General features: G+C 37.7%; 21 protein-coding genes, 1 tRNA gene and 1 riboswitch. Of the genes, 10 read left to right on the top strand and 12 right to left on the bottom strand.

Annotated elements, in window-relative coordinates; translation table 11 throughout:
• Positions 1-57: 57 nt before the first annotated feature.
• Both D9782_RS22795 and D9782_RS07795 read left to right on the top strand, forming a co-directional pair.
• The gene (locus D9782_RS22795) at positions 58-222 is read left to right on the top strand and encodes a hypothetical protein (RefSeq protein ID WP_162986351.1); all 165 of its coding nucleotides are present in this window, start codon (positions 58-60) and stop codon (positions 220-222) included.
• Positions 223-239: 17 nt separating this feature from the next.
• Positions 240-692, top strand: a complete 453-nt coding sequence (locus D9782_RS07795; protein ID WP_026682924.1) for a YueI family protein — start codon at positions 240-242, stop codon at positions 690-692.
• 669 nt (positions 693-1,361) lie between these two features.
• Positions 1,362-1,463, top strand: a riboswitch (purine riboswitch).
• A gap of 149 nt (positions 1,464-1,612) precedes the next feature.
• Here D9782_RS07795 and D9782_RS07790 read toward each other — a convergent pair.
• On the bottom strand, positions 1,613-3,064 hold the full coding sequence (locus D9782_RS07790; protein WP_121604250.1) for an IS1182 family transposase: 1,452 nt from the start codon (positions 3,062-3,064) through the stop codon (positions 1,613-1,615).
• A 191-nt stretch (positions 3,065-3,255) separates the two neighbouring features.
• On the opposite strand from D9782_RS07790, the gene D9782_RS07785 reads away from it, so the two are divergent.
• On the top strand, positions 3,256-4,326 hold the full coding sequence (locus tag D9782_RS07785) for a guanine permease (protein ID WP_026682925.1): 1,071 nt from the start codon (positions 3,256-3,258) through the stop codon (positions 4,324-4,326).
• 72 nt (positions 4,327-4,398) lie between these two features.
• Positions 4,399-4,935 carry a phosphoribosyltransferase family protein gene (locus D9782_RS07780; protein WP_026682926.1) on the top strand — a complete coding sequence of 179 codons (537 nt, stop codon included), beginning with the start codon at positions 4,399-4,401 and terminating at the stop codon, positions 4,933-4,935.
• A 429-nt stretch (positions 4,936-5,364) separates the two neighbouring features.
• On the opposite strand, the gene D9782_RS22790 is transcribed toward D9782_RS07780, so the two are convergent.
• Positions 5,365-5,460 carry a BCCT family transporter gene (locus D9782_RS22790; protein WP_152525458.1) on the bottom strand — a complete coding sequence of 32 codons (96 nt, stop codon included), beginning with the start codon at positions 5,458-5,460 and terminating at the stop codon, positions 5,365-5,367.
• A 577-nt stretch (positions 5,461-6,037) separates the two neighbouring features.
• On the opposite strand from D9782_RS22790, the gene D9782_RS07770 reads away from it, so the two are divergent.
• Both D9782_RS07770 and D9782_RS07765 read left to right on the top strand, forming a co-directional pair.
• On the top strand, positions 6,038-6,562 hold the full coding sequence (locus D9782_RS07770) for a type 1 glutamine amidotransferase domain-containing protein (protein WP_026682927.1): 525 nt from the start codon (positions 6,038-6,040) through the stop codon (positions 6,560-6,562).
• 188 nt (positions 6,563-6,750) lie between these two features.
• On the top strand, positions 6,751-8,739 hold the full coding sequence (locus tag D9782_RS07765) for an acetoacetate--CoA ligase (protein ID WP_121604449.1): 1,989 nt from the start codon (positions 6,751-6,753) through the stop codon (positions 8,737-8,739).
• Between the two features lie 91 nt (positions 8,740-8,830).
• Here the strand turns inward: D9782_RS07765 and D9782_RS07760 are convergent, their stop codons facing one another.
• From D9782_RS07760 to D9782_RS07730, 9 genes are all read right to left on the bottom strand, one after another.
• The gene (locus D9782_RS07760) at positions 8,831-9,046 is read right to left on the bottom strand and encodes a hypothetical protein (protein ID WP_121603973.1); all 216 of its coding nucleotides are present in this window, start codon (positions 9,044-9,046) and stop codon (positions 8,831-8,833) included.
• A 589-nt stretch (positions 9,047-9,635) separates the two neighbouring features.
• Positions 9,636-11,069: a sodium/pantothenate symporter gene (panF, locus tag D9782_RS07755; RefSeq protein ID WP_026682495.1), complete on the bottom strand. Its 1,434-nt coding sequence runs from the start codon at positions 11,067-11,069 to the stop codon at positions 9,636-9,638.
• A complete protein-coding gene (locus D9782_RS07750; protein WP_026682494.1) occupies positions 11,066-11,332 on the bottom strand; it encodes a YhdT family protein in 267 nt (88 codons plus the stop codon). Before D9782_RS07750 ends, panF begins: the two co-directional genes overlap by 4 nt.
• Before the next feature lie 256 nt (positions 11,333-11,588).
• Positions 11,589-11,786: a hypothetical protein gene (locus D9782_RS07745; protein WP_121604448.1), complete on the bottom strand. Its 198-nt coding sequence runs from the start codon at positions 11,784-11,786 to the stop codon at positions 11,589-11,591.
• A gap of 192 nt (positions 11,787-11,978) precedes the next feature.
• Complete coding sequence (locus D9782_RS23780) at positions 11,979-12,113, bottom strand: hypothetical protein (RefSeq protein WP_256365767.1); 135 nt, start codon at positions 12,111-12,113, stop codon at positions 11,979-11,981.
• Position 12,114: 1 nt separating this feature from the next.
• The gene (locus tag D9782_RS07740) at positions 12,115-13,608 is read right to left on the bottom strand and encodes a peptide MFS transporter (protein WP_121604447.1); all 1,494 of its coding nucleotides are present in this window, start codon (positions 13,606-13,608) and stop codon (positions 12,115-12,117) included.
• Between the two features lie 297 nt (positions 13,609-13,905).
• Positions 13,906-14,040 carry a hypothetical protein gene (locus D9782_RS23775; protein WP_255637704.1) on the bottom strand — a complete coding sequence of 45 codons (135 nt, stop codon included), beginning with the start codon at positions 14,038-14,040 and terminating at the stop codon, positions 13,906-13,908.
• A gap of 203 nt (positions 14,041-14,243) precedes the next feature.
• Entirely contained in the window at positions 14,244-14,783 is a 540-nt protein-coding gene (locus D9782_RS07735; RefSeq protein WP_026682492.1) for a transcription repressor NadR, read from the bottom strand.
• A gap of 53 nt (positions 14,784-14,836) precedes the next feature.
• Positions 14,837-15,955, bottom strand: a complete 1,119-nt coding sequence (locus tag D9782_RS07730; RefSeq protein ID WP_121604446.1) for an IscS subfamily cysteine desulfurase — start codon at positions 15,953-15,955, stop codon at positions 14,837-14,839.
• A 112-nt stretch (positions 15,956-16,067) separates the two neighbouring features.
• Here D9782_RS07730 and nadB point away from each other — a divergent pair, with 112 nt between their 5' ends.
• From nadB to nadA, 3 genes are all read left to right on the top strand, one after another.
• Complete coding sequence (gene nadB, locus D9782_RS07725) at positions 16,068-17,606, top strand: L-aspartate oxidase (protein WP_121604445.1); 1,539 nt, start codon at positions 16,068-16,070, stop codon at positions 17,604-17,606.
• 137 nt (positions 17,607-17,743) lie between these two features.
• Positions 17,744-18,586: a carboxylating nicotinate-nucleotide diphosphorylase gene (gene nadC, locus D9782_RS07720; RefSeq protein WP_026682490.1), complete on the top strand. Its 843-nt coding sequence runs from the start codon at positions 17,744-17,746 to the stop codon at positions 18,584-18,586.
• A gap of 19 nt (positions 18,587-18,605) precedes the next feature.
• Positions 18,606-19,709, top strand: a complete 1,104-nt coding sequence (gene nadA / locus D9782_RS07715) for a quinolinate synthase NadA (RefSeq protein WP_026682489.1) — start codon at positions 18,606-18,608, stop codon at positions 19,707-19,709.
• Between the two features lie 432 nt (positions 19,710-20,141).
• On the opposite strand, the gene D9782_RS07710 is transcribed toward nadA, so the two are convergent.
• Positions 20,142-23,837, bottom strand: a complete 3,696-nt coding sequence (locus D9782_RS07710; protein WP_121604444.1) for a 5'-nucleotidase C-terminal domain-containing protein — start codon at positions 23,835-23,837, stop codon at positions 20,142-20,144.
• Between the two features lie 235 nt (positions 23,838-24,072).
• Between D9782_RS07710 and D9782_RS07705 the strand changes: the two genes are divergently transcribed.
• Positions 24,073-24,145: transfer RNA gene (locus D9782_RS07705), tRNA-Ala, on the top strand.
• The last annotated feature ends 301 nt before the right edge of the window (positions 24,146-24,446 follow it).

Here is a 24,446-nt window from a genome sequence, read left to right as displayed (position 1 = left end):
TTCCAATTATAGTCATTCCATAAATAAAGTGAAACTTCCATCCGTGGGGGGTTCTCCTTGCTGATGGTTAGTACCATACCAAAAGGGTATGACCTAAAGGCCTTTGAACTGATCGAACATTTACTGGCAGGCGACTCACACTTATCCATATTGGTTTCTTTATTGCTTGAAGTGGGGGTATTAGTGCCAGTTATTTGTGGGATAAAACAACAACTATATTAAAAAAGCGAGGAATACAGATGAGTAAGAAAAATGTAGATGACTATCTTACAGAAGGCATGTATGGCACGAGACTACCAAAAGACCATGAACGTAAACAATTTCTAGGAACACTTCGAGAACGAATTGTTCTCGCCTTAACAAAGGGACAAGTTATGTCTGATAAAGGCTTAGCTCAACTAGAGGAAGCGATGAAAGAACATCCTAAGGCAACATTACTTATTAATGGCGATGTTTCTCATCGATTTTTAAAGGAAGAAAAACACTTAGCAAATAAGTACCATATTACGTATTCAACCGTAACCAATGAAGAAGTAGAAACGGATATTGGAGCAGTTTTAACCTATGACTATGCCATTGATAAAGAAGATATTTTTATACAAACTGATCCGATTCAATCAGAAAAACAAGAAGAACAAAATGATAAACAATCCTCCACCCTTTCAAAGATTAAAAAATGGTTTCGATCATAAGGATAATATCCTTTTACTATAGGTGATATCTTAAAAGGGGTAGATGCAATAAGCATATACGAAACTCCAACGAGCTGAATAACTGTGTGAAGTTCCCTCAGTGAGTGGTAGTAACCAAACCATTGCTCGCATCAATTGTTTCAAAGGTCTGGGACGAATGAAAAACCCAAAAGCCGAACGATAAAATAAAGTGAACCTTAAATCCTTGGGGTTTGTTTATCACACACTGATGATTAGTACCACCACAAGGGTATGACCTAACGTCCAATCGGCCCTTTTACTGGCGGTCGATCCCCCACTTACCAATAGTGGTTTCACTTTATTCCTTGTAGTTAGGTTCTTACTGCAGTTATATGTGGGATAAATGTTACTACGAATTGCAGCCAAAATACGTAAACTCCTTGAAAAGAAGAGCATTTTTCTGCGTACGATGTATCGCTGCCTAATCCTTCCTTACCCTGCAGTAAAAGTACAACTAAATCCTTGCTCGCAGATAGCGAAGTATTTTTGCTGGAGCAGCGATAGAACCTGTTTGAAGTAAACAAAACGCTTTTGTCCCTCCTTTTCTTTTGTATGGATTTACATTAAAAAATCATTGTTTTTTCGCTGTTTTCCATTTTTTTACCTACAAAAAGTAAACATTTTATATTATAATGGCATTGTCATTCGTAAAAAATAAAAAATATACCCCATATATTCCCAATAATATGGATTGGGAGTCTCTACGAAGTAACCGTAAATTACTTCACTATGGACGGTGCTTTTACTCTAGCGAAAAACCGTTCAATTTTTGAGGCCACTGAAAATCTTATGATTTTTCAGTGAAACTTGAAATTTGTTATAAAAAAGACGACTCAAATTCTTTTTTAAAAATTTAGAGTCGTCTTTTTACTAATTTATCTATTATATTTTGCTTATTTTTAACCCATTAGCTTCAATATCCGTTTTAGATTTACGGTAAATATAGCCATGGCTCCTTGCATTTCCATGCCAACTAGACCCGAGGATTTTGAAACATCATACCCGTGTCTATGTTTTAATTCACTATTTTTAGCTTCAATTTTATAGCGTTCTTTTGATTTTTCTTTAAAATAATCTGTTTCCTGGAACTTTGCCTGTTCGCTATGTTCATCTGATTTAATACTTACGGAATAGCTCTTACTTTTAGCTCCAGGTTTGTAACATCCTTCTTTACATGGACAAACTTTACATTTTTCAATGTCAAAATAGTATGTATCTACTTGGTTTTTAGCGACATCTTTTGTTCCTTGGCGAGCTTTTCGTATTGCCATATGACCTGCCTTACAAACGTACATTCCCGCATCTTTGTTGAACTCAAATTCATCTTCTTTTTTTCGATTACCCTGTGAAACAGCAGGGTTTAATTTAGCTACTAACTTCATTTCATTTTCATTGGCATATTCAATATTTCCCTTTTCAGAATAAGCTGCATCTCCAATTACTGTTTTTACTTCCATGCCAGCTTCTTTACTTTTTTCAATAAGTACTTCTAATTGTTTTCCATCATTTTTTTCACCAGTTGTAATCGTCGCTGCCGTGATGATTCTTTCTTCACTCATCGCTATATGTGTTTTATAGCCAAAGAAAGATGTATCTTTCGTTTTGTGGCCGATTTTCGCATCTTCATCCTCAGAGATTCGTAAATGTTCGATGTCATCATTTACGTTTTCTTTTAATAGGTTTAATTTCTCTTTAACTTTCGGATATTCGGAAATCGTTTCCTCATTTTTAATCACATCCATTAGTTTTTGACAATATTCAATTTCATCTTCCAGCTTATTCGTTGTCGATTTAGATGGGAATTTTTTCTTCATGGATTCATCGATCTCATAAACAGATTTTCGAAGTTTCTTGGAGCGATCCATCAGTATTTCCTTTGGTGATTTTTGATTATAACGGGCCTTTGAATGGGTGGCGTCAACAATAATAGAATTGCTTTTTATAATTTTCTTTTCGATGGCAATTTCCACGGATTTATTAATTAACATATTCAATAAATTTTTGTCTTTTAAACGTAATTTACGGAACTTGGTTAGAGAACTTGGCTCCATCACGGATTCTTCTGGAGCCATACCAAGAAAATATTTAAAGGACATGTCATATTTGGAACGCTCTACAATGTCCACATCAGATAAATCATAGATTGTTTTTAGAAGTAAATATTTAAACATACGGATTGGATCAATGGCATTCCTACCATTTGTATGACAGTATTTATCGTTTAATTCATCATATATAAAAGAAAAATCTACTAACTCATTAAGCTTTCGTAAAACATTATCCTTAGGTACAACCAGATCATAAATTTCCGAATATGCACTTAATATCATTGATTGTTGTTTTTGTATCATTGTATCCACCCGCTCTATCTTAGTACTTTTATTGTAACTAAAAAAAGATATGAATCCCATAATAAAATGGAAATCATATCTTTTTTGGACTTTTTCAGTGGCCTCCAATTTTTGGGCGGTTTTTTCTTATCATTATATTCGTTGGTAGTGTAGTCACCATTCATTTCCCGGGGGGAAAAGGAGAAAAACAGATGGACATCATCAAAGATTTTTTAGCTGCAATTAGTGGTGTGCTTAATGGCCTTCCACAAGGATTACTAGCACTTACATTTGGCTTCGCCTCTGTACCTACCGCCATCGCCTTTATCATTGGAGCATTCGGGAACGCGGTAACAAGTAATGTAGCCGTCATTTCTTATCAAGCAGAAACCATCACCTTAGCTGGTACAATGGGAAAAAACATGCGAGAAAGACTCTCCATGATTTTCTTTGGTGCACTTATCATGCTTGTTATTGGTTTATTCGGTCTACTAGAACAGATTATTGATTGGATTGGTCCAGTCATAACTAATGGTATGATGGCTGGTGTAGGAATAATGCTGGCAAAAGTCGCCTGGGATATGGCGAAGCAAGATCGTATTGTTGGTATTTCATCCTTTGCCAGCGCATTACTTGTATATGTCGCAACGCGAGACCTTGTTTACACCATTACAATCTCCGTTATTCTATCTAGTGTAATCTATTTCTTTATGAAAAAAGATCAAACAGGTGGCAAAAAGGACCTGCCTAAAGAAAAAATTTCCCTACAAAAACTACTGCTAAACCCTATGGTCATTCGTGGTGCCTTAGCTATGGTTTGCTTAAATATTGGAGCTAACATTGCATTCGGGAAAATAAATGGGGAGATTGCTGCTACTGATGTAAATGTTGACACGATCACAATTATTAGCAGCTTAGCAGATATGGGGTCCGCACTTTTTGGTGGAGGACCGGTTGAAGTGGTAATTTCAGCAACTGCAAGTGCACCACACACTGTATGGGCTGGTGTACTGATGATGATCATTATGGCAATTATTTTATTCTTACGATTACTACCGAAAATAGGTAAGTTTGTACCAAGTGCATCTATAGCTGGTTTTTTATTTGTATTAGGTGCCATTGTTACGCTACCTGGTAATGCAGCTGCAGCTCTTGGCACAGATGGATCGGGTTCAACTATCATTGCTGGAGTAACAATGGTAGTAACTGCCATTGCTGATCCATTCCTAGGAATGTTAGCAGGCATTGTCATGCAATTTCTACTAAGTATCTTCGGCATTTAAATATTATAGAATATACGCTTTTTAAACATAATCTACTACCATTGTACGATAACATTTTTAGGAGGAATTGATTTGAACACTTATCCATTAAAGGTAGCAGGAATAACAAGAGATTTACCAATCATTCCGATTAATGACGAAGTGAAAATTGCAAGCTTTGTTGTTCTTGGCGATACGGAATTAATTAGTGCTACTGCACCATTATTAGCTGAAAAATTACCAGAGGTCGATATACTTGTCACTGCAGAAGCCAAGGGAATTCCCTTTATTCATGAGCTTTCAAAGCATCTAGAAATGGATCGCTATATTGTTGTACGTAAAAGCGTGAAGCCCTATATGGAAGATGTTCTGATTCACGAGGTAAATTCCATCACCACACAAAAACAACAATTACTATGTTTAGATAAACACGATGTAGCCAGAATAAAGGGAAAAAGGGTTGCATTAATTGACGATGTTATTAGTACTGGCGAATCGATGAAGGCACTTGAGAGCTTAGTCGCCGATGCAGGAGGTCACGTCACTGCAAAAGCTGCGATTTTAGCAGAAGGGGATGCTGCTAATCGTGATGATATTATCTTCTTAGAAAAACTGCCATTATTTAAATAAGCATTACTCACCCAAATCAGATAAGGTAGCATATTATATTCCAAGAAGTTCTTCATAATGTATCGCGCTCGTATCTAACGTAAGCACTTGCCCTCACGGTTACATCTTTAAACCTAGATGACAAAAGCCGTCTCTTCAGGGTAAAAATTTAATCGGGGGCTAAGTGCGACGTTTTTTATTTACATTGTCGGTATTCCGTTTGCGCAGTTTTCTAATAGGTTTACCCATCAGCAGAATAACTACGGAAAAGGCAAGGCTGCAATAATAAGCATATTCTGTAAACTTAGTATACCGCTAAAATACACCATTATTGCCCGCAACTGCCGATTGCATTATTTTTCACATAATTTTGACAAAGTTATGTGGGTTTAATGTTCCATTTGTAACATCCAGACCTATTCCCATTCCTGCACGGAAAAGCATCGCAAACTAAGATGTTAAGCTAAACTCGGGCTTATCATTTTCTTTTCCAAGCTTTGCGTTGCCATACCTAGAGAAATTAAGATAAATACAATACACAAGCATAACAATCAACAAATAATACCAACTAAAATAATCAGATATAAGAGCAGTTATTGTTGCTGAATACTCTTATACGCTACTAAATGCTTAGGCGTAAATAACCCCAAATTTACTACTACGATACATAGGGCTAATGAATCCCGAAGACGTTACTAATACTTTTCATTACTTCACCTCTTCAATGTTTAAACATAGCAAGTCGTTCACTAAACAATAACATTCCAAAAGCAAGTCCTCCAAAACCAATATTTTTGAATACATACAAGTTACTTCTTGCTCTTATACATCATTTTGATTGTTTTAAACAGCAAATAACGTATCTTATACCATAATTCATTACGCATACTGTCACGTCTGTAATAATGAAAAAGAGCCAGCTAGATATAGTATATTTTTTTCCTCCTTACCTATTTACTATTTTGGTGTGCTGCACAAATGATCACAAAGCGAATAGAAACTACATTAAATGCTTCTATTCGAGAAAAACAGCAAAAATAAGCTTTTATATGTTCTTTCTGCTTTCTTCTTATGATCCAATTTTGTTACACTGACATTATATTTAGAATAACGGAGGGGACCTATGCGCTTAAATAATAAAAAGGTTATTGCATTAGTTGAACACGATTTTGAGGATCTTGAACTATGGTATCCCGTTTTACGTTTGCAGGAAGAAGGGGCAGCGGTTCACTTAATTGGTAAGGAAGCACAAATAACATACCATGGAAAATTTGGTGTTCCAGCTATATCAGATTATGCATTCACTGATATACAGACTTCAGAATACGATGCAATTCTAGTACCAGGTGGCTGGGCACCAGATAAATTAAGAAGATATCCAGAGGTTATTAAAATGGTTCAAGAAATGGATAAAGCACATAAACCTATTGGCCAAATTTGTCATGCCGGTTGGGTACTTATCTCTGCAAATATTTTACAAGGAAAACAAGTGACAAGTACTCCAGGAATAAAAGACGACATGAAAAATGCAGGTGCCAATTGGGTAGATAAAGCAGTAATAGTAGATGGTCACCTAGTATCGAGTCGGCGACCACCTGATTTACCAGCTTATATGAAAACTTTTTCTGATATATTAGCCAACAATTAAAGCCTTTTGCTCGTATAGAATAGAACGTTCAAGTGTACCACGTCCAATAAAGGGACGTGGTACACTTGAGTTGGAGCTTCCGTACTGCCCCTATCCGATAAGTTTTTCCAGAAATATAGGTTCCTTTACAGACCGTAAGCGTTTACATATAATAGAAGTAATCTTTTTCATGAACAGGAGGGAACGAGTTGAAACAAGTAAGTGAAGGTACACTACTTTGGGAGCCAAGTAACGAGAGGAAAAAAAACTCGAAAATTAATCACTATATACATTGGCTCAAACAGCATAAAGGTTTAGACTTTCAGAATTATCACTCCCTCTGGAAATGGTCCGTTAATGAAATCGAAGCATTTTGGTCATCTATTTGGGAGTATTTCGAGATTAAAGCAAAGGATACATATCAAACTGTATTAACGTCTCATCAAATGCCTGGAGATAAATGGTTTCCAGAAGCTACATTAAATTATACCGAGCATATCTTTAATAAGCGTGCTTTCTCTGAACAGCCTGCAATTATTCATACATCAGAAATCCGTACCACTACGGAAGTAACGTGGCAAAAATTATACCAAGATACAGTAGCTATGCAACACACACTAAAGAACTTAGGAATTAACAAAGGTGATCGTGTTGTCGCCTATGTACCTAATATATATGAATCAGTGGTAGCATTTTTGGCTACAGCTAGCCTTGGCGCTATTTGGTCTAGTGCATCTCCTGATTTTGGTACACAGAGCGTCATTGATCGCTTTCAACAAATCGAACCGAAGGTATTTTTCACTGTGGATGGCTATCGCTATGGGGGAAAGGATTTTGATCGAACAGAAGTAGCTTCTACTATCGAAGCTAGCTTACCAACACTCGAAGCAACGATTGCAATTCCTTACTTAGATAAAGAGGCAACCTTTCAACAGCTTCCGTCTGTGACCTTATGGAAGGAAGCTATTCCATCTCAACATCAGGATCAAAGGCTGTCCTTTGAATATGTATCCTTCAATGATCCTTTATGGGTATTGTTTTCATCTGGTACTACTGGAAAGCCAAAACCAATTGTTCAAAGTCAAGGCGGAATTTTACTAGAGCATTTAAAGGCATTAACCTTCCATGTTGACCTAGGAGAAGATGATCGTTTTTTCTGGTTTACGACTACTGGTTGGATGATGTGGAATTTCCTTATTAGTGGGTTACTAACCGGTAGTACCATCATTTTATACGATGGAAATCCTGGCTATCCAACGAAAGAAAAGCTATGGAAACTAGCTGAAGAAACAAAAATGACTGTTCTGGGTACAAGTGCAAGCTATATTACAGCATGTATGAAGGATACATTCCAACCAAAAGAATTGTTTAACCTTCGTTATCTAAAGAATATTAGCTCCACAGGTTCACCTCTACCACCAGAGGGATTTCAATGGTGCTATGAAAATGTAAAAAAAGATATTTGGATTGCTTCTGCAAGTGGGGGAACGGATGTATGTACAGCATTTATATTAGGTTGCCCGATACTTCCAGTCTATGCCGGAGAATTACAATGCCGTGGTCTAGGTGCTAAAATTGAAAGCTTTAATGAGCAAGGACAGCCTGAAATAGAAAATGTCGGTGAGCTTGTCTTAACTGAACCTTTTCCGTCTATGCCAATCTATTTTTGGAATGATACGAATGGATCGAGACTTCACGATAGCTACTTTGATGTCTTCCCTGGAATATGGTGCCATGGGGATTATCTTAAAATTACGGAAAGAAATACATGTATTATCTATGGAAGGTCAGACGCAACAATCAACCGTGGAGGTATTCGAATTGGTACTAGTGAAATCTATCGTGCAGTAGACCATGTTCAGGAGGTAGCTGATAGTTTAATTGTTGATATACCAAAAATAGATGGAGATTCTTTTGTACCTCTTTTCGTTGTTATGAAAGAGGGATATGAATTAACTACTGAAATAGAGGAATCAATTAAAAAACATATTCGAACTCACTGTTCTCCAAGACATGTACCAACCGGAATTCATCAAGTCTCTGATCTACCTAAAACATTAAATGGGAAAAAACTAGAGATTCCTGTAAAGAAATTATTGATGGGAAAACCAGCAGAGCAGGTTGTTAATAAAGGAGCTTTAAGCAATGCAGATTCACTAGAGAGCTTCGTTGCGTTTGCACAACAATTAAAAGCATAAGTGAATCATACTTCCTCACCTAAAAAAACGGAGCAAAATTCGCTCATTCCTTATCACTAAATGCTCAGATTTACGCTTCCTCTAGTAGCTATTATGGAATAATAGCTACTGCTTGCTTGACCACCACTCCGGCTGCCCACTTCCCTTTCCGTGGGGTTTGTCCTTCAGCTAACTTTTTTAGCAAAACCCGCTCAAAAAAGTGGATCTTCAGGTCAAACATTTCCCACAGGAGTTGAAGTGGCCGGCCTTCGCTATTATCAGGCTCTACAACGCTAGCATGAAGTAACACAGCTGCTTTTATACTCACGGATAGCGATTTTCACTTTACCCATTGTAAAAAAAGTCAACCTATTACTTATGACAAGAATTGGTGCACCTTCGCATAGCGAAGACGAATTACGTAGACTCCTGCGGGATTAGCGCGAGCCGAAAATCCACTTTGCAACGTGTTCTTCTTTGCAAAGTTAGTTGAGGCCGTGCCCGCCGAAAGCGAAGTAATTAGTCGGAGCATTGCCAATATACATCAAACATTTCAAAATAACTACTTGGCTTAACGCAGTCATTGCACTGATTTTATACTTTCTTAACTTAGAACAAAAGCGCAAGCGCCCGATTAGAAATGTAGTAACTGGAGCGAGTCCAACGGAGTTAAACGAATCACGGTGAGCTTACGAGCCAATAATGACTTAGATGAGGGAGATTCGTGAAGACACCTAGTCTCTGGGCCTAGGAGCTAGACGTAGCTCAACACGTCCATATTTATACACAGGCTCAAATTTTATCATTTCTTAGACTACAAAAAAGGAGCGCTTCGTTACTCGTCGATTCGCTCCTTTATCTTATACCTCTATAATTACCTTTCCGATTCAGGCTTTAGCAATGAAAAGAGCAGGGCATCATGTGACGTTTGTTTTTGATTGCGTTTGTAAGCTTATCGTTACATAGACTATTAGCGAGACAACAACTGGAAGGACGACAGAATGGAGTCCAAACGGCTTAGGAAAAAAACTGTCTGATAAAATATATAAGCCTACTCCTGCTATCATGGAGGAAATCGCCCCATATTTATTTCCTTTCTTCCAATATAGACCTAGTACAATCGGCCAAATAAAAGCAGCTTCCAAACCACCAAATGCAAAAAGGTTTAGCCAAATGATAAGATCAGGCGGGTTGAGTGCCATCATAAATACAATGATGCCTAACAATGCTGTTATTCCAATACTTAAGCGTTTAATAGTTTGATGGGAGGCGTCAGGTTTTACATAGTTTAAATAAACATCCTTTACAATGGTCGAGCTGACTAGTAATAATAACGAATCCACCGTAGACATAATAGCTGCCATCGGTGCAGCAAGTACTATCCCTGTCAACCAATTCGGCATGACTTCCAAAGCAATTAACGGCATGACCTTATCACCAACTTCGATACCTGGGAGAATAGGTCGCGCGAAAACACCAATTAAATGCATATTTAACATAATAAAACCTACAACAACCGTTCCAATAATGATAGCTCGATGCATTGCTTGTGAACTTTTATATGACATTGCCCGTACTGCAATTTGTGGTAATGCAACCACACCGACTCCAACTAATATCCAGAAGGATGATACATAAGTTGGCGTCAGCTGTCCTTCAGATCCATAAGGGGTAATTAGATTCGGGTTCTCTGCAGTTAAATCAGCAATAATCTTAGGTATACCACCACCAGCTATGATCACAGCAATAAGAAGAATTAATGTGCCAACGAACATGATGCTTCCTTGGATAGCATCCGTTAAAGCAACTGCACGAAATCCTCCTACAGTAACATAGATTAAAACAGAAACAGCAAATATAAATAGTGCAGTTGTGTAATTGATTCCAATCAACGATTCAATTAATCTTGCTCCACCAATCCATTGAGCAGCCATTGCTGAAAATAAAAAGATAATAATACTGACTGAAGAAAAGATAACAACCCATTTTGATTGATATCTTTCTTTCAAAAAATCCACCATCGTTAGTGCATTATATTCCCTAGTTACGATAGCAAATTTCTTCCCTAGGATCATTAGAACAAAATAGCCAGTAGCAACCTGAGACATGGCTAATAAAACCCAGCCTAGCCCTTCATTATAAGCTGTCCCTGGTCCCCCTATAAAACTACTAGCACTTCCATAGGTTGCTGTCATTGTCATAGCTAGCACAAAACCACCGAGGCTCCTACCGCCTAAAAAATAATCCTGAGCAAAGTTGGTAGAATTCTTTAAATAGCCACCGGCCCAGATTCCTGCTCCAAATATAATACATAATATTGCTATTAACGGTATTAGCGATTCCCAATTCATTCTATTTCCTTCTCCTCATCAAATGGAATAGCAACAAAAAACTTTTTCACTACAATTGCCACCAATATGGCCATTACGATAAATCCCACTACACAGCTGTAGAAAAACCACGCAGGTAATCCGACAATATATGTATACTCTTGAGGGTCCTTACCTCCTAAACCGTAGGCAAATGCAAACCACCATAAGAAATTAAAGATTACCAGACCAACACCAATGAGCGCTTCACGATGAGCAACCTTATATTTATGTCCGTACTTCACAGACTCACCTCACTTCATAATGGAGATTTTGCTTAACAACAATATATCGTAAGAACTTCTTCACTGTAAAGAACCAAAGCGCAAGCGCCCGAATAGCAACGTAATACTGGAGTTGAACGTGGCTCAATACGCCCCATAATTATATAGGCTCAAATTTCATCATTTCCTAGACTAAAAAAAACTGAGCAAAATTCGCAGTCCTTATCACTAAATGCTCAGATTTACGCTTCCTCTAGTAGCTATTATGGAATAATAGCTACAGCTTGACCACCACTCCGGCTGCCCACTTCCCTTTCCGTGGGGTTTGTCCTTCAGCTAACTTTTTTAGCAAAACCCGCTCAAAAAAGTGGATCTTCAGGTCAAACATTTCCCACAGGAGTTGAAGTGGCCGGCCTTCGCTATTATCAGGCTCTACAACGCTAGCATGAAGTAACACAGCTGCTTTTATACTCACGGATAGCGATTTTTTGTAAAAAAAGTCAACCTATTACTTATGACAAGAATTGTTGCACCTTCTCATAGCGGAGACTAATTACGTAGACTCCTGCGGGAATTGCGCGAGCCGAAAATCCACTTTGCAACGTATTCTTCTTTGCAAAGTTAGTTGAGGCCGTGCCCGTGGAAAGCGAAGTAATTAGTCGGAGCATTACCAATATACATCAAACATTTCAAAATAACTACTTGGTCTTAACGCAGTCATTGCACTGATTTTATACTTTCTTAACTTATAAAAAAATTCGGCAAATCGTTGACTTTGCCGAATTTTCGTTAAAGTGCTCATTCTAACGAACACCTTTCATAAAGTGCTGAATTTTCGATGAAAGCATAAACAACATAGCACCTAATAGAATCGCAATTCCACCAATAACACCAAAATAAATGATTTCCGTTTCCGGTGTATATAGTTTTACAATTTGCGCATTAATTGCCTGTGCTGATGCATTGGATAAGAACCAAAGGCTCATAGTTTGGGCTGAAAATGCTTCAGGTGCTAATTTGGTTGTAGCTGATAAACCAACTGGAGATAAGCAAAGTTCTCCTATAACAACAAGTAAAAAGCTTAGCACTAACCAAACCGGACTAACTAGACTTTCTGTTCCATTCATTGACGCAGGTATAATCATTACTAAGAATGATAGACCGGCGAAAAGTAAGCCTAAAGAGAATTTTTTCGAAGTAGATGGTTGTCGTTCACCCATCTTTACCCACAATCCAGCAAAAAAAGGAGCGAGTACGACAATAAATAATGGATTTAAGGATTGGAACCAGGAGGACTGAAGTTCGATTCCTAAAAAGCTAAGATCTGTTCGTTTATCTGCGTATTCTGCTAAAATAATGGAACCTTGCTCTTGGATAGCCCAGAACATAATTGCCGCAATAAATAATGGAATATAAGCTAATAAACGTGATTTCTCATCCGCATCTGTTTTCGGACTCCGATACATCACAATAAAGTATAATGTAGGAATGATAATACCTAGAAAGCTGACCAAGTACGTAAATCGATTAATCGTTAGTATACCTGCAGGAATTGTAATGGCACCAACGATGATAATAGCTACTGCACCTAAGCCAATACGTGTAAAAACTTTTTTCTTCTCGTCTCTTTCTAATGGATTTGGAACATACGTACCGGCTAGCCCAAGATACTTCCTTTTCGTGGCTAAAAATACAGCTAGCCCAAGAAGCATACCAACAGCTGCTACACCAAATCCTAAATGATAATTATATTCTTGACCTAATGTTCCAACAATTAAAGGTGCTATTAACGCTCCCATATTAATTCCCATATAGAAAATACTGAATCCAGAGTCACGACGCACATCTGAAGGGCTGTATAAATCACCAACAACACTAGATACGTTTGGTTTTAATAATCCTGTACCGACAACAATTAGAAACATAGAAATAAATAATGCAGTAGTTCCAGCCGGAAGCGCTAATACAAGGTGACCGGCCATGATTAACACACCACCATAGAACACGGTTTGCTGCGTACCAAGCAAGCGGTCCGCAATCCATCCACCTATTATCCCAGACATATACACTAAGGAGCCGTATATTGCCATTATTGATTTAGCTGTTCCATCATCAATACCAAGACCACCACTGGCCACCTCTGTATACATATAATAGAGTAATAGCGCTCGCATTCCATAATAGGAAAAGCGTTCCCAAAATTCAGTGAAGAACAGGGTAAATAAACCCTTGGGATGTCCAAAAAATCCCTTTTGCGGGACACTTTGTACAATTTCTTCTTTGCTATATCTTGACATGATAGTAAAAACTCCTTCGTCTTCCTTCAGAATAAACTGACAATTGTTTTTTTCGACAGAATTATGTTACTCCTCTTATTGCCATTCGTCAAACGTCATAATTTAACAAATTTTAAGAAGTATTTCAGTATATACAGTATATGTCAGTCTTATGTAAAATTAAAGTAATAAAATGGAAATATTTCTTGATTATTATAATAATAAACAATACTCCATGACCCCTTAAGTAGATATAGTTAAAGGGAATAATGAAATAAGGGCGATATAGTTATAATGTTACACTTTATTAACATTTCATTATTTGTCTGAGAATTTGTTCATTTCCATGATAAATTCCAGCAATCCCTTTATCCCTTCCATATTCGCAAACAAAAGCATCAAAGCAACCGCATTTACTGCTAATCCAATAAATAACCACTTTAAGAAATACATATTCCCTCTCCTCTCTATTCTAAAAAACATAAAAACCTGACCGTTTACACCAAATAACAACGTGTACATGTCAGGAGAATATAATTGTGAGAAAGATATGGAATCCTCACACTTTATTAGTTTATGAATCACTATTTTTCAATTATGACAATTCTTGAGGATATATGTATTTCTAGCTTATTTGCTAAAGGATGAGATGCTATTCATTTATTTTCAATCAGAAAGCCTGCTTCTTTCAATGCATTTTCTGCTTCAACTAATTGTTGTTCGTTAGCTGCTATTAACGTATGAATATGAACCCCGTCAGTAAGTTCGGAAAGATATGCTGCACCAGTTGTTGAGATTTTTTCAATAAATTGGGCTACTTCTTTCCGATTTGATACCATAATAGATGCTGTTAAATCACCATAAACACTATGTTCAATCTTTACATCTTTAACGGTAATACCATGGTCAACAAGTAAGTGAAGCTCTTCTTCTGTTCTTTCGGGAGTATGTTGACACGCAACAGTTCGTTCTACACCACCAATAGAACTATGTGGAATATATACGTATCCTTGACTTGTTGCAATAATTGGTTCATTCCTTGCTTTTAATAATGTGATATCACTAACGATTACTTGACGGCTTACATTTGCTAATTTTGCTAGTTCCCCACCAGTCGTTGGTTCATTATTTGCTTTTAGCTTTGCTAGGATAGCTTTTCTTCTTTCATCACCAAGCATTTTTTTCTTTTCATTCAATCTGATCACCGTCCATTATCTCATTCATCCATGTTAACGATTCATTGAAAACACTATTTCGCCAACTTTCTTAATAGCTGCGCAAGTTGAATCACATCATCCAACGTAGTATCTTGTCCAAACGAGATTCGAATAAATTCTCTTTGCTTCTCTTCCATAACCCCCATAGCAATTATTGTCCTTGCTGGAGATTGAAGTTCCTGATGACAAGCACTTCCCGTTGATATATGAAACCCTCTACGATTACATTCTAACATAACCCACTGACCCTCACGTCCATTAACCGTTAGACCAATTACATGCGGAAGTTGAACATCAGAGGGTGACTCAAATATCGTAAACCGTTTCTCCCAATTGCTACCTAAGTGTTCAAAAAAGGTAGTTCTCAACTGATACATCTTTTTCCAATCTTTATTCGTTAATTTTAATGCTGCTGCTACAAAAGCAGCAATCCCTGGTGTATTAACGGTGCCTCCCCTGATTCCACGTTCATGCGTTTCGTTTGGAAATATTCCTGTAACTCGATATTCAGGTCGTATAAATACTGCTCCCACACCCTTTGGACCATATATTTTATGCGAGGAAAGAGACATTGCATCAACAAATGGACTAATGGATGCTATGTCTATCTTACCAAATGACTGAACACAATCACTATGTAAAAGAATGTTCTGTCCTCTTACCTGCTTAGATATTGCTTCAATTGGCTGAATGGAACCAATTTCACTATTAGCATGCCCAACTGAAATTAGAATCGTATCATTCTGAATGGCATCTGTTAAAGCATAAAAATCTAGTTGCCCATTTTGCAAGAAGGGAATTTCGGTTATTTTGAATCCCGCTTTCCTTAGATATGCTGTACTTGAAAAAACAGAGGAATGCTCCGCCATTGTTGTTATAATATGTTTCCCCCTATCTTGTCGGCTCAATGCTAGCGTAATAATAGCTATGTGATTGGCTTCTGTACCGCCTGAAGTAAAATAAATACCATCTGAAGAAACATGTAGTATAGACGCCAGTTTATCTCTACAGCTTTCCAATAGCCCTTTAGCTTTTGTTCCTTGATCATGAAGACTACTTGTGTTGCCCCAATAACTTAAGGCTGTCTCTTGGTATATTGCTAACACCTCTGGATCGATAGGTGTTGTAGCTGCATAATCGAAGTATTTCACATGAATCTCTCCCTTCTGTACGAAGTCCTACTATTCTATAACACTTGTAATTATTTTAATTATGTGTAATCATATGTGTCAAGACACCTGTAAATTAACAGGAGGAAAGACAATGAATAAAATCGATGTCATTATTGTAGGGAGCGGGATTGCTGCATTGCAATTAGCTTATAAACTCAGTAATCACAAACATGTGATGATTATCACAAAAGGTCAAGTTAAGGACAGTAATTCTTTCATGGCACAAGGTGGGATTGCCGCCGCTATCGCAAAAACGGATTCTCCGCAGCAACATTTTCATGACACAATGACAGCTGGGGAGGGGCATGGAAATGAGTATCGTGTAAACGATCTTGTTGAAGAAGGTAAAAAAGTTATTGAAGAATTAATTGACGCCGGTGCTCCTTTTGATTTAGAGGCTGATGGATCATTGTCATTAGGTGTTGAGGGTGCACACCGAGTCCCTAGAATACTACATTCAGGTGGAGATCAAACAGGAAAGAAGCTTGTGAATTTCTTACTAGAATCATTACAAGCTTCTGATCACATCACATGGATGGAGAATGTAATGGTAATGGATTTGATTTTAAATAGGGATGGTAAATGTATTGGCATAAAAGCCAAGAACAGCAATGAGGAATTGCTGGAATTTTACGCTCCACATGTTGTATTAGCTTCCGGTGGTGCAGGTGGCTTATTCACGCAATCCTCAAACCACCCAACCATCTTAGGAGATGGAATTGCTTTAGCCTATCGAGCAGGTGCAAGCGTAGGTGACTTAGAATTTTTACAATTCCACCCAACACTTTTATCGGCAAATGGTAAAACAGTAGGACTTATTTCAGAAGCTGTTAGAGGGGCAGGTGCCATATTAGTTAATGATCGAGGCGAGCGAATAATGGAGGGAATCCATGACCAGCAAGATTTAGGGCCAAGACATGTTGTGGCCCATGAAATATTTAAACAGGTAACATCTGGGAAATACGTATTTTTAGATATAACTACTATTCATAATTTCAAAAAACGATTCCCTTCTATTTCGCAGTTATGTAAAGCACATCATGTTGATTTGAGTAAAGGAAAAATACCAGTGTTACCAGGGTCTCACTTCATGATGGGCGGTGTTGTTACAGATAGATGGGGATGCACATCAATAAAAGGGCTTTATGCGATAGGTGAAGTAGCATGCAGTGGCGTTCATGGTGCCAACCGCCTAGCGAGTAACTCACTACTAGAGGGCTTTGTATACGGAAGTCGACTCTCTATGTTTCTATTAAAAACGAAAGTAGAAGAATATCCTAAAGATTTTGTTCCTGCCCCAGATAACAAGAACCCACTTGAATCACTTCCTTTTACAAGGAAAGAGCTGCAGGAAAAACTGACACATTATGTTGGCATAATTCGAAATAATGATAGCCTTCAACACCATTTCGCTTGGTTAAATTCCTTTTCAATCGACCCTTTTGCAAATATTGATCAGTGTAGAAGAGCGGATATACAGACTTATTTCATGTGGATTAATTCCGTATTAATGACCCAGTCAGCTCTTATCAGAACCGAAAGCAGAGGTGGTCATATCCGTTCCGATTTTCCGAATAAAGACTACAAACGCTGGCTAAGAAAAAGTATTATCCATTACCGAAAAAAGTGAAACTTCAATCCATGGAGGTTTTGTTTATCCCCCACGGATTGTTAGTACCACAAGGGTATAACCTAAGGACTTTGAACCCATCGGACATTAATTGGCGGTTATATGCGAGATAAACGAAAACATGGAGGTTAATTATAGTGAACACCATGAAGCTAAAATCTATGCTTGAAAGCTTTTTTTTAGAGGATATTGGTAATGGAGATATATCGTCACAAGCTTTGTTTCAACCTAACAAAGAGGGGGATTTACATCTTGTGGCAAAACGCGCAGGAACATTTTGTGGAGAAGCGGTTATTGAAATAGGGTTCTCCATCATAAATCCTTTGATTAACTGCAACATTCACATAAAGGACGGAGAATTTATTACCGCAGGAACCGAAATTGCACACATTAGCGGTCCAATTATTGAACTGCTTCAAGCGGAAAGAGTTGTACTTAATCTGATTCAGCGCATGAGTGGCGTTGCTACCATGACAGCAAATGCTGTGAAATTAATAGAAGGAACAGAAGCAAAAATTTGTGATACGAGAAAAACCACTCCTGGATTACGCATGTTAGAAAAATATGCAGTTCAATGTGGTGGTGGTTATAATCATCGTTTTGGCCTGTATGATGCGGTAATGCTAAAAGATAATCACATAGCATTTGCTGGAACGATTACCGATGCAGTACAAACAGTTAAAAAGCGATTAGGACACACCACAAAAATTGAAGTGGAGATAGAAACAGAGAAACAGTTAATGGAAGCTATTACAAATAAAGTAGATATTATTATGTTTGACAATTGTTCACCGGAAATAATTAAAGATTGGCTACAATATGTTCCTGAAGGTATCATCACAGAAGCTTCAGGAGGAATACAAATAGAGCAATTACATGACTATGCAACAAGCGGAATTGATTATATTTCTTTAGGCTATCTAACTCACTCTGTCAAAGCGTTAGATATAAGTGCAACTGTAAAAATTAGAAACGTATAAATCGGAAGGGGAATTTTAAATGGAATTACTCCAAACGTTAATAGGTTCTCATACTATTCCAGAGAAGTACCTTCATTTATCTAAAGCAGAAATGGAGGAAAGCGTACAACATATTAAAAAAGACCTCGGGGATTCGCTATTTATCCCTGGTCATCATTATCAAAAGGATGAGGTCATTCAATTTGCGGATGCTGTTGGCGATTCACTTCAGTTAGCACAGGTATCCGCTAAAAATTCCAATGCAAACTATATTGTATTTTGTGGTGTACATTTTATGGCGGAAACCGCTGATATTCTTACAACTGCTAATCAAACTGTTTACTTGCCAGACATGCGAGCAGGTTGTTCGATGGCTGATATGGCTGATATTTACCAAACAGAAAGAGCATGGTCAAAGCTAACTGATTTATTTGGGGAATCTATTTTGCCATTAACATATGTTAATTCAACAGCTGCTATTAAAGCATTCGTCGGCAAAAATGATGGTGCTACCGTTACTTCTTCTAATGCGCATAAAATGGTACAGTGGGCATTTTCCCAAAAGGAAAGAATACTTTTTCTTCCAGACCAACATTTAGGAAGAAATACAGCAGCTGATATTGGCATCGAACCTCATGAAATGGCAGTTTGGGATCCTATTAAAGACGAATTGCAATTTACGGAAAATGTAGATGATATTAAAGTTATTTTGTGGAAGGGCCATTGCTCTGTACACGAAAATTTTACGTTAACAAACATTGAACAAGTAAGGAATTCCTATCCAGATATGAATATTATTGTTCATCCTGAATGTCGAAAAGAGGTCGTAGACGCCTCCGATTTTAATGGTAGCACGAAATCGATTATTGAAATCATAGAACGGGCCAAGTCTGGTACTTCATGGGCAATTGGTACAGAAATGAATCTTGTACAACGGATTATTCATCAACATCCTGATAAGCGTATTATTTCTTTAAATCCTCACATGTGTCCCTGCTTAACCATGAACAGAATAGATTTACCACATCTACTTTGGTCGCTAGAAGCTATTATCGAGGGACAGCCAATAAATAAAATAATTGTTCCGCAAGATGTGTCAACATATGCAACATTTGCGCTTCAACGAATGCTGGATCGTGCATAATGTTAAATAAGAAAGCGTGAACCTAGCAACGCATATGGTCTACAGGCGAATAATATTGTATGCTTTTAAATCAATCTGAAATATGGGTTGCTTTCCGCGAACCTAGCTAAAACTGTTAACCAAAAATCGCTTAGCAGTGTTGATCTTAGGACTTTCTGACTACGTAGGTATCACACATGATTTTTCTGCTAGGATAACTGTACGGCGATATGCGTTCCTTTTTGTAGGAATCAAAAGACAAAACTCTGAACTACGATCCACTTATAGCTTCACCCGATTATAGTTCAGAGTTCTCTTATCTCTACTTTCTTTTACTTCGACCTTCTTCTAGCATAACTAGAAAACATACTTTATCGGTTCAACCTCTTAATGAGCAAAAACACTCATTTTAGCGACTTCCGAGTATACTAGTTGCTTTATCTATACAAAGATTTACATTTCATTGTTTTTCACACAAACAAATAAAAATAGTTTGTGGTATGAAGCCATATCAAAGGTTGCTGAACCTGAACCATTCGTAACCACTAAGGTTACTTCTTTCTCCCGAAGTAAGTCAACCTGTCTTTTGGTTAAGAATAAGACTCGATATTTCCAACCATTTTCAATATTTATTGTTAAACGGACGCCATCGTCTAGCTCTCTTATCTCTCTCGTATAGACCGTAGCAACGCCAAAATCTCGCTTCGGTTCAATTTCTATCTCTGGTTGCTCTCCAGGATCGCCCGGTTCTTTATCTGTTTCCGAAATTCTCCCCTCAGAGGTATACGTAAACGGATGATCTGGATTACTGTTTAAGCTTTTTACAAAATCAACGGTTGCATCAATATCTGCCGGACCAGTAACAGGATTTTGTCCTAAATCTTTAATTGGCCCCTCAGAAGTCCCCATGAAATTATTTACTGTTAGTGTATATACTTCATCTCTGTCAATTTGGGTACCATCTGGTAAGGTTACTTTCACTACTTCATTTAATGTTGAATTCCATGTATAATGCAAGCCACTCACACTATAATCTGGTCCATACTGCGAAGAAATCTGTTCATTCAATATCGTGTAAATATCATCTCCGGTTACTTCAACAGTCATCAACGTATTCCCAAATGGCTGAATATTATATAAATCTCCCCATGTCACTTCACCAGCAAGAAGATCATCACGGATTCCTCCGCCATTCATCATTGCAAAGTCACTATCCATGGCCCAATTCATAGCATCAGCGAGTAAATTCCCTAATCCATGATCTCCATCAACAATGTAATCACCAGTTAAATCAGTGGCATTATATCCGATTACGTCATTCAAAATTGGCCCAATTTGATTTTGATACTTCTCCAATATCGCGGTAACATCTTCATCTGGCGTATATTTACTTTGATCAACAAATACTATCTCCGCCTCTTTTTGAATAATATCGCCAGTTTTACGATCGATTTCTAAATCAATATCAGCAAACGCCTTTCCATATTCTGAAGCTTGGACAATTAACTTATTATCTACCATACCATCAACAACTTGATGGTTATGAGCTGCAAGAATTACGTCCACAGCATCATCCACATTTCTGGCTAAATCAGCAGCCTCTCCTGTCGCACCGTCACCATCTTGCTCTGCTGGAATATGTGCGAGGATAACAATTGATTCGACTCCTTGTCGTTGCAACTCCGCAACCGCATCATTTACAGCAATCGTCGGATCAGTAAATTCAATATCTTGGATTCCTTCAGGCATGACAATATTAGCTGTCTCCTCTGTCGTAACACCGATAAAGCCAATATCTACACCATCTACTTTTTCAATGTAGTATGGAGATAACATAGGATCACCACTTCCTTTATACACACAATTTGCACAAAGCAGTGGAAAATCCATACCGTCATATTCAGGAGTACCTTTTCCTTCAGGATGCTCTCCGCCATTTACCATTCTCAGCAGTTCCTCTGTTCCTTCATCGAACTCGTGATTTCCAACAGAGCCAAAGTCAAACCCGATCGTCTCCATAACTTCAACGGTTGGTTCATCCTGTAATAAACCTGATACAGGTGAACTACCGCCTATCATATCACCTGCATGTACGACGAAAGAATTAGGGTGATCCTGCTCTCTTTCTTTAATAGCGGAAGTAACATAGTCGATCCTTCCATACATCTTTGATACGCCATCGCCATCAGGATCTAATTCATATTCCTGATCGATCTTCCCATGTAAATCATTAAATCCAAGTAACTGTACTTGTAAATTTTCATCTACTCGGTCCCCAGCAGGAGTATATCCATAGGATTCTGCCTCTTCAGGACTTGCAAAAAATACACGTTTTTCAACTGGTACATCTGCCCAATTATCTGGTACAACATACTCCTTTGTATCCGAATTACCTACATATCGTTGGAAGCCTTTCTGATCATCATTTGCTCGAAAAACAAACGGCAATTCCAATAAAGGTTTTTCTGGATTCCAAATACCAAGCCCGTTATCCTTTGCATCCTTTACAGCAGCCTGATATTCTGGATAAACCTCTTCATTAAATGGTGCAATAAAATACGTTGAAGCGAAACCCTGTTCAACCATTTCTAAATTAATATTCATTCCATCTTCTTTGCGAATAACCTCTGCTAATAATCTCCCATAATCGTCTGTTGGTGTGTCGCCAAGCCGAATGATTACCTCATCACCTGGCTGGATTAAATCATTCATATAAGCAGTCGCAGCATCCCCATGAAATTTTTGATTTTCATTTATCTCATCTCTAGCTGGGTCATCATTATGGGCTACATAGGTTTCCGGTGTATCCATATTAACAAATCTAACTCTTGTTTCACCTAATACTGGATTAGCAATACGAATAGTATCCCCATCTGTTACACGCTCAACTGTCGTTTCATACTCGCCTGCAGCAGATGGTGGATCAGGTTGTTCTGCAGCTAGTTGAAAATCACTTTGCTCCGTTGGAATCAATTGATAGCTGTTATATTGACTGACGATTCCTGTCACGTCATACCACTTCTCTTCAGCTATTTGAGTGACATCTAATGCATTTTCCATGACGCGTAAAGTTGTTCCATTAAAATCTCCATCAATAAAGGAGATATTATATCCTCCACCAGCCGGACTCTCTGGAATACTTGAAAGAAAGCCATTCACACGTACAAGCTCACCTTCAAGCGATTCTGCAGTAGTTTCATTTTGTAATGCTTCTAAGCTTACTTCTTGAATCTCAGGTAGTTGCTGATCTGTTCCCAATACTTCTACACTGGAAGGAACGATCTCTTTTAGCCCATTGTAAGAATCTAACTGGCCAACAACCTTGATTAGATCCCCCTTATTTACATCTGGTAATTCACCTTGTTCAAAAGAGAATAGATTAATGCCGCCAGTATCATCCTGAATGTATGTTGTAAATTGAGTACCATTACTAATAGCATCATTATTTACTGTAACAATTCCTTCTACAGTTACAGCTGTTCTATCATTAAGCTGCCTAGCTTCATCAATGGTAATTAAATCAGGATTCTCTGGATCAGGTTCACCTGGTTCACCCGGATCAACGCCATCTACGGTATGATCACCGAGATATGCAAATGTATCCTTGTCATAATTGGTCCACTGTCCCTCGTCATAGTTGGAAACAGGAGCAATAACGGATGAATTCCTTACTAGTGTTACATCCTTCGCAAAATTACGATCATCCCCAATTATACCAATAACATCCAAATTACTAGCATTTTGTTGCAAAGCAATGGAATCGTTCCCATTGAAATTAATTACATTACCATTTGTTTGATCTGCCACCTCTAATACTGCCTCATCTGCATTTGGATGAGCAATTACATATGCATCGTCATATGCCAACGTACCATCCAATGTCATTGTTTGACTAGGCTCATTAGCACCATTACTATAAAGCGCCAATTGATAGCCTGACAAATCCACTTCTTCCCCTGTACCATTATAAATTTCAATGGCCTTATTATAGGAGCTACCTTCGATATACTCTGATATAAACAACTCTTCCGTTGTTTCTCCGTCGTCTGTCGCGGCCACAGATGTACTTAATACTGGTGAAAAATTCATTAAAATCAACGTAAAAATAAGAACCAAATAAAAAGACTGTTTCACCCGTAATTTTCGCATCTTCTCCCTCCTTAAGGATAAATAATTTATTGTCATGTATTACGTTGACATGACACACTTTTACTATCGCATAACAAACATTGATAATCTATAATAAATTAGTAAATTTTTGGTAAATTCAAAACTATATTACTATTAATTCTCTAAAATAGTAAATAAGTACCATGAAAACAGATTAACTGATGTTGATGGACTTGCAAAAACAACCATACTTATCTATAATCAATTTATGTACGGGGCATTAGCTCAGCTGGGAGAGCGCTTCGCTGGCAGCGAAGAGGTCAGCGGTTCGAGCCCGCTATGCTCCATTAATTTAATCATGATCCACATATAAAAAATACAAACTTAGCCAATTGGTGGATAAGTTTGTATTTTTCTTTATTTAGATACTATGCTACTTATGTGATTTAACAAACATAATACATCTGACATGCTCCTCTATTAGAGAACTGTACCTGCTTATTGTTTGCATTCCATAATCTTTCATTATCCATACAAACGCCCACCTGACTTAGCTTTCCTTATACAAGCACAGTTTTTGGGATATTCACTTTACAAATAGATAATTACATCCAGAACCCTTAGCTATATATATTAAATAGACTACTA

Source organism: Virgibacillus sp. Bac332 (genome assembly GCF_003667785.1).
Classification (GTDB): domain Bacteria; phylum Bacillota; class Bacilli; order Bacillales; family Amphibacillaceae; genus Virgibacillus; species Virgibacillus salarius.
This window is presented reverse-complemented; position numbering and strand designations above follow the sequence as displayed.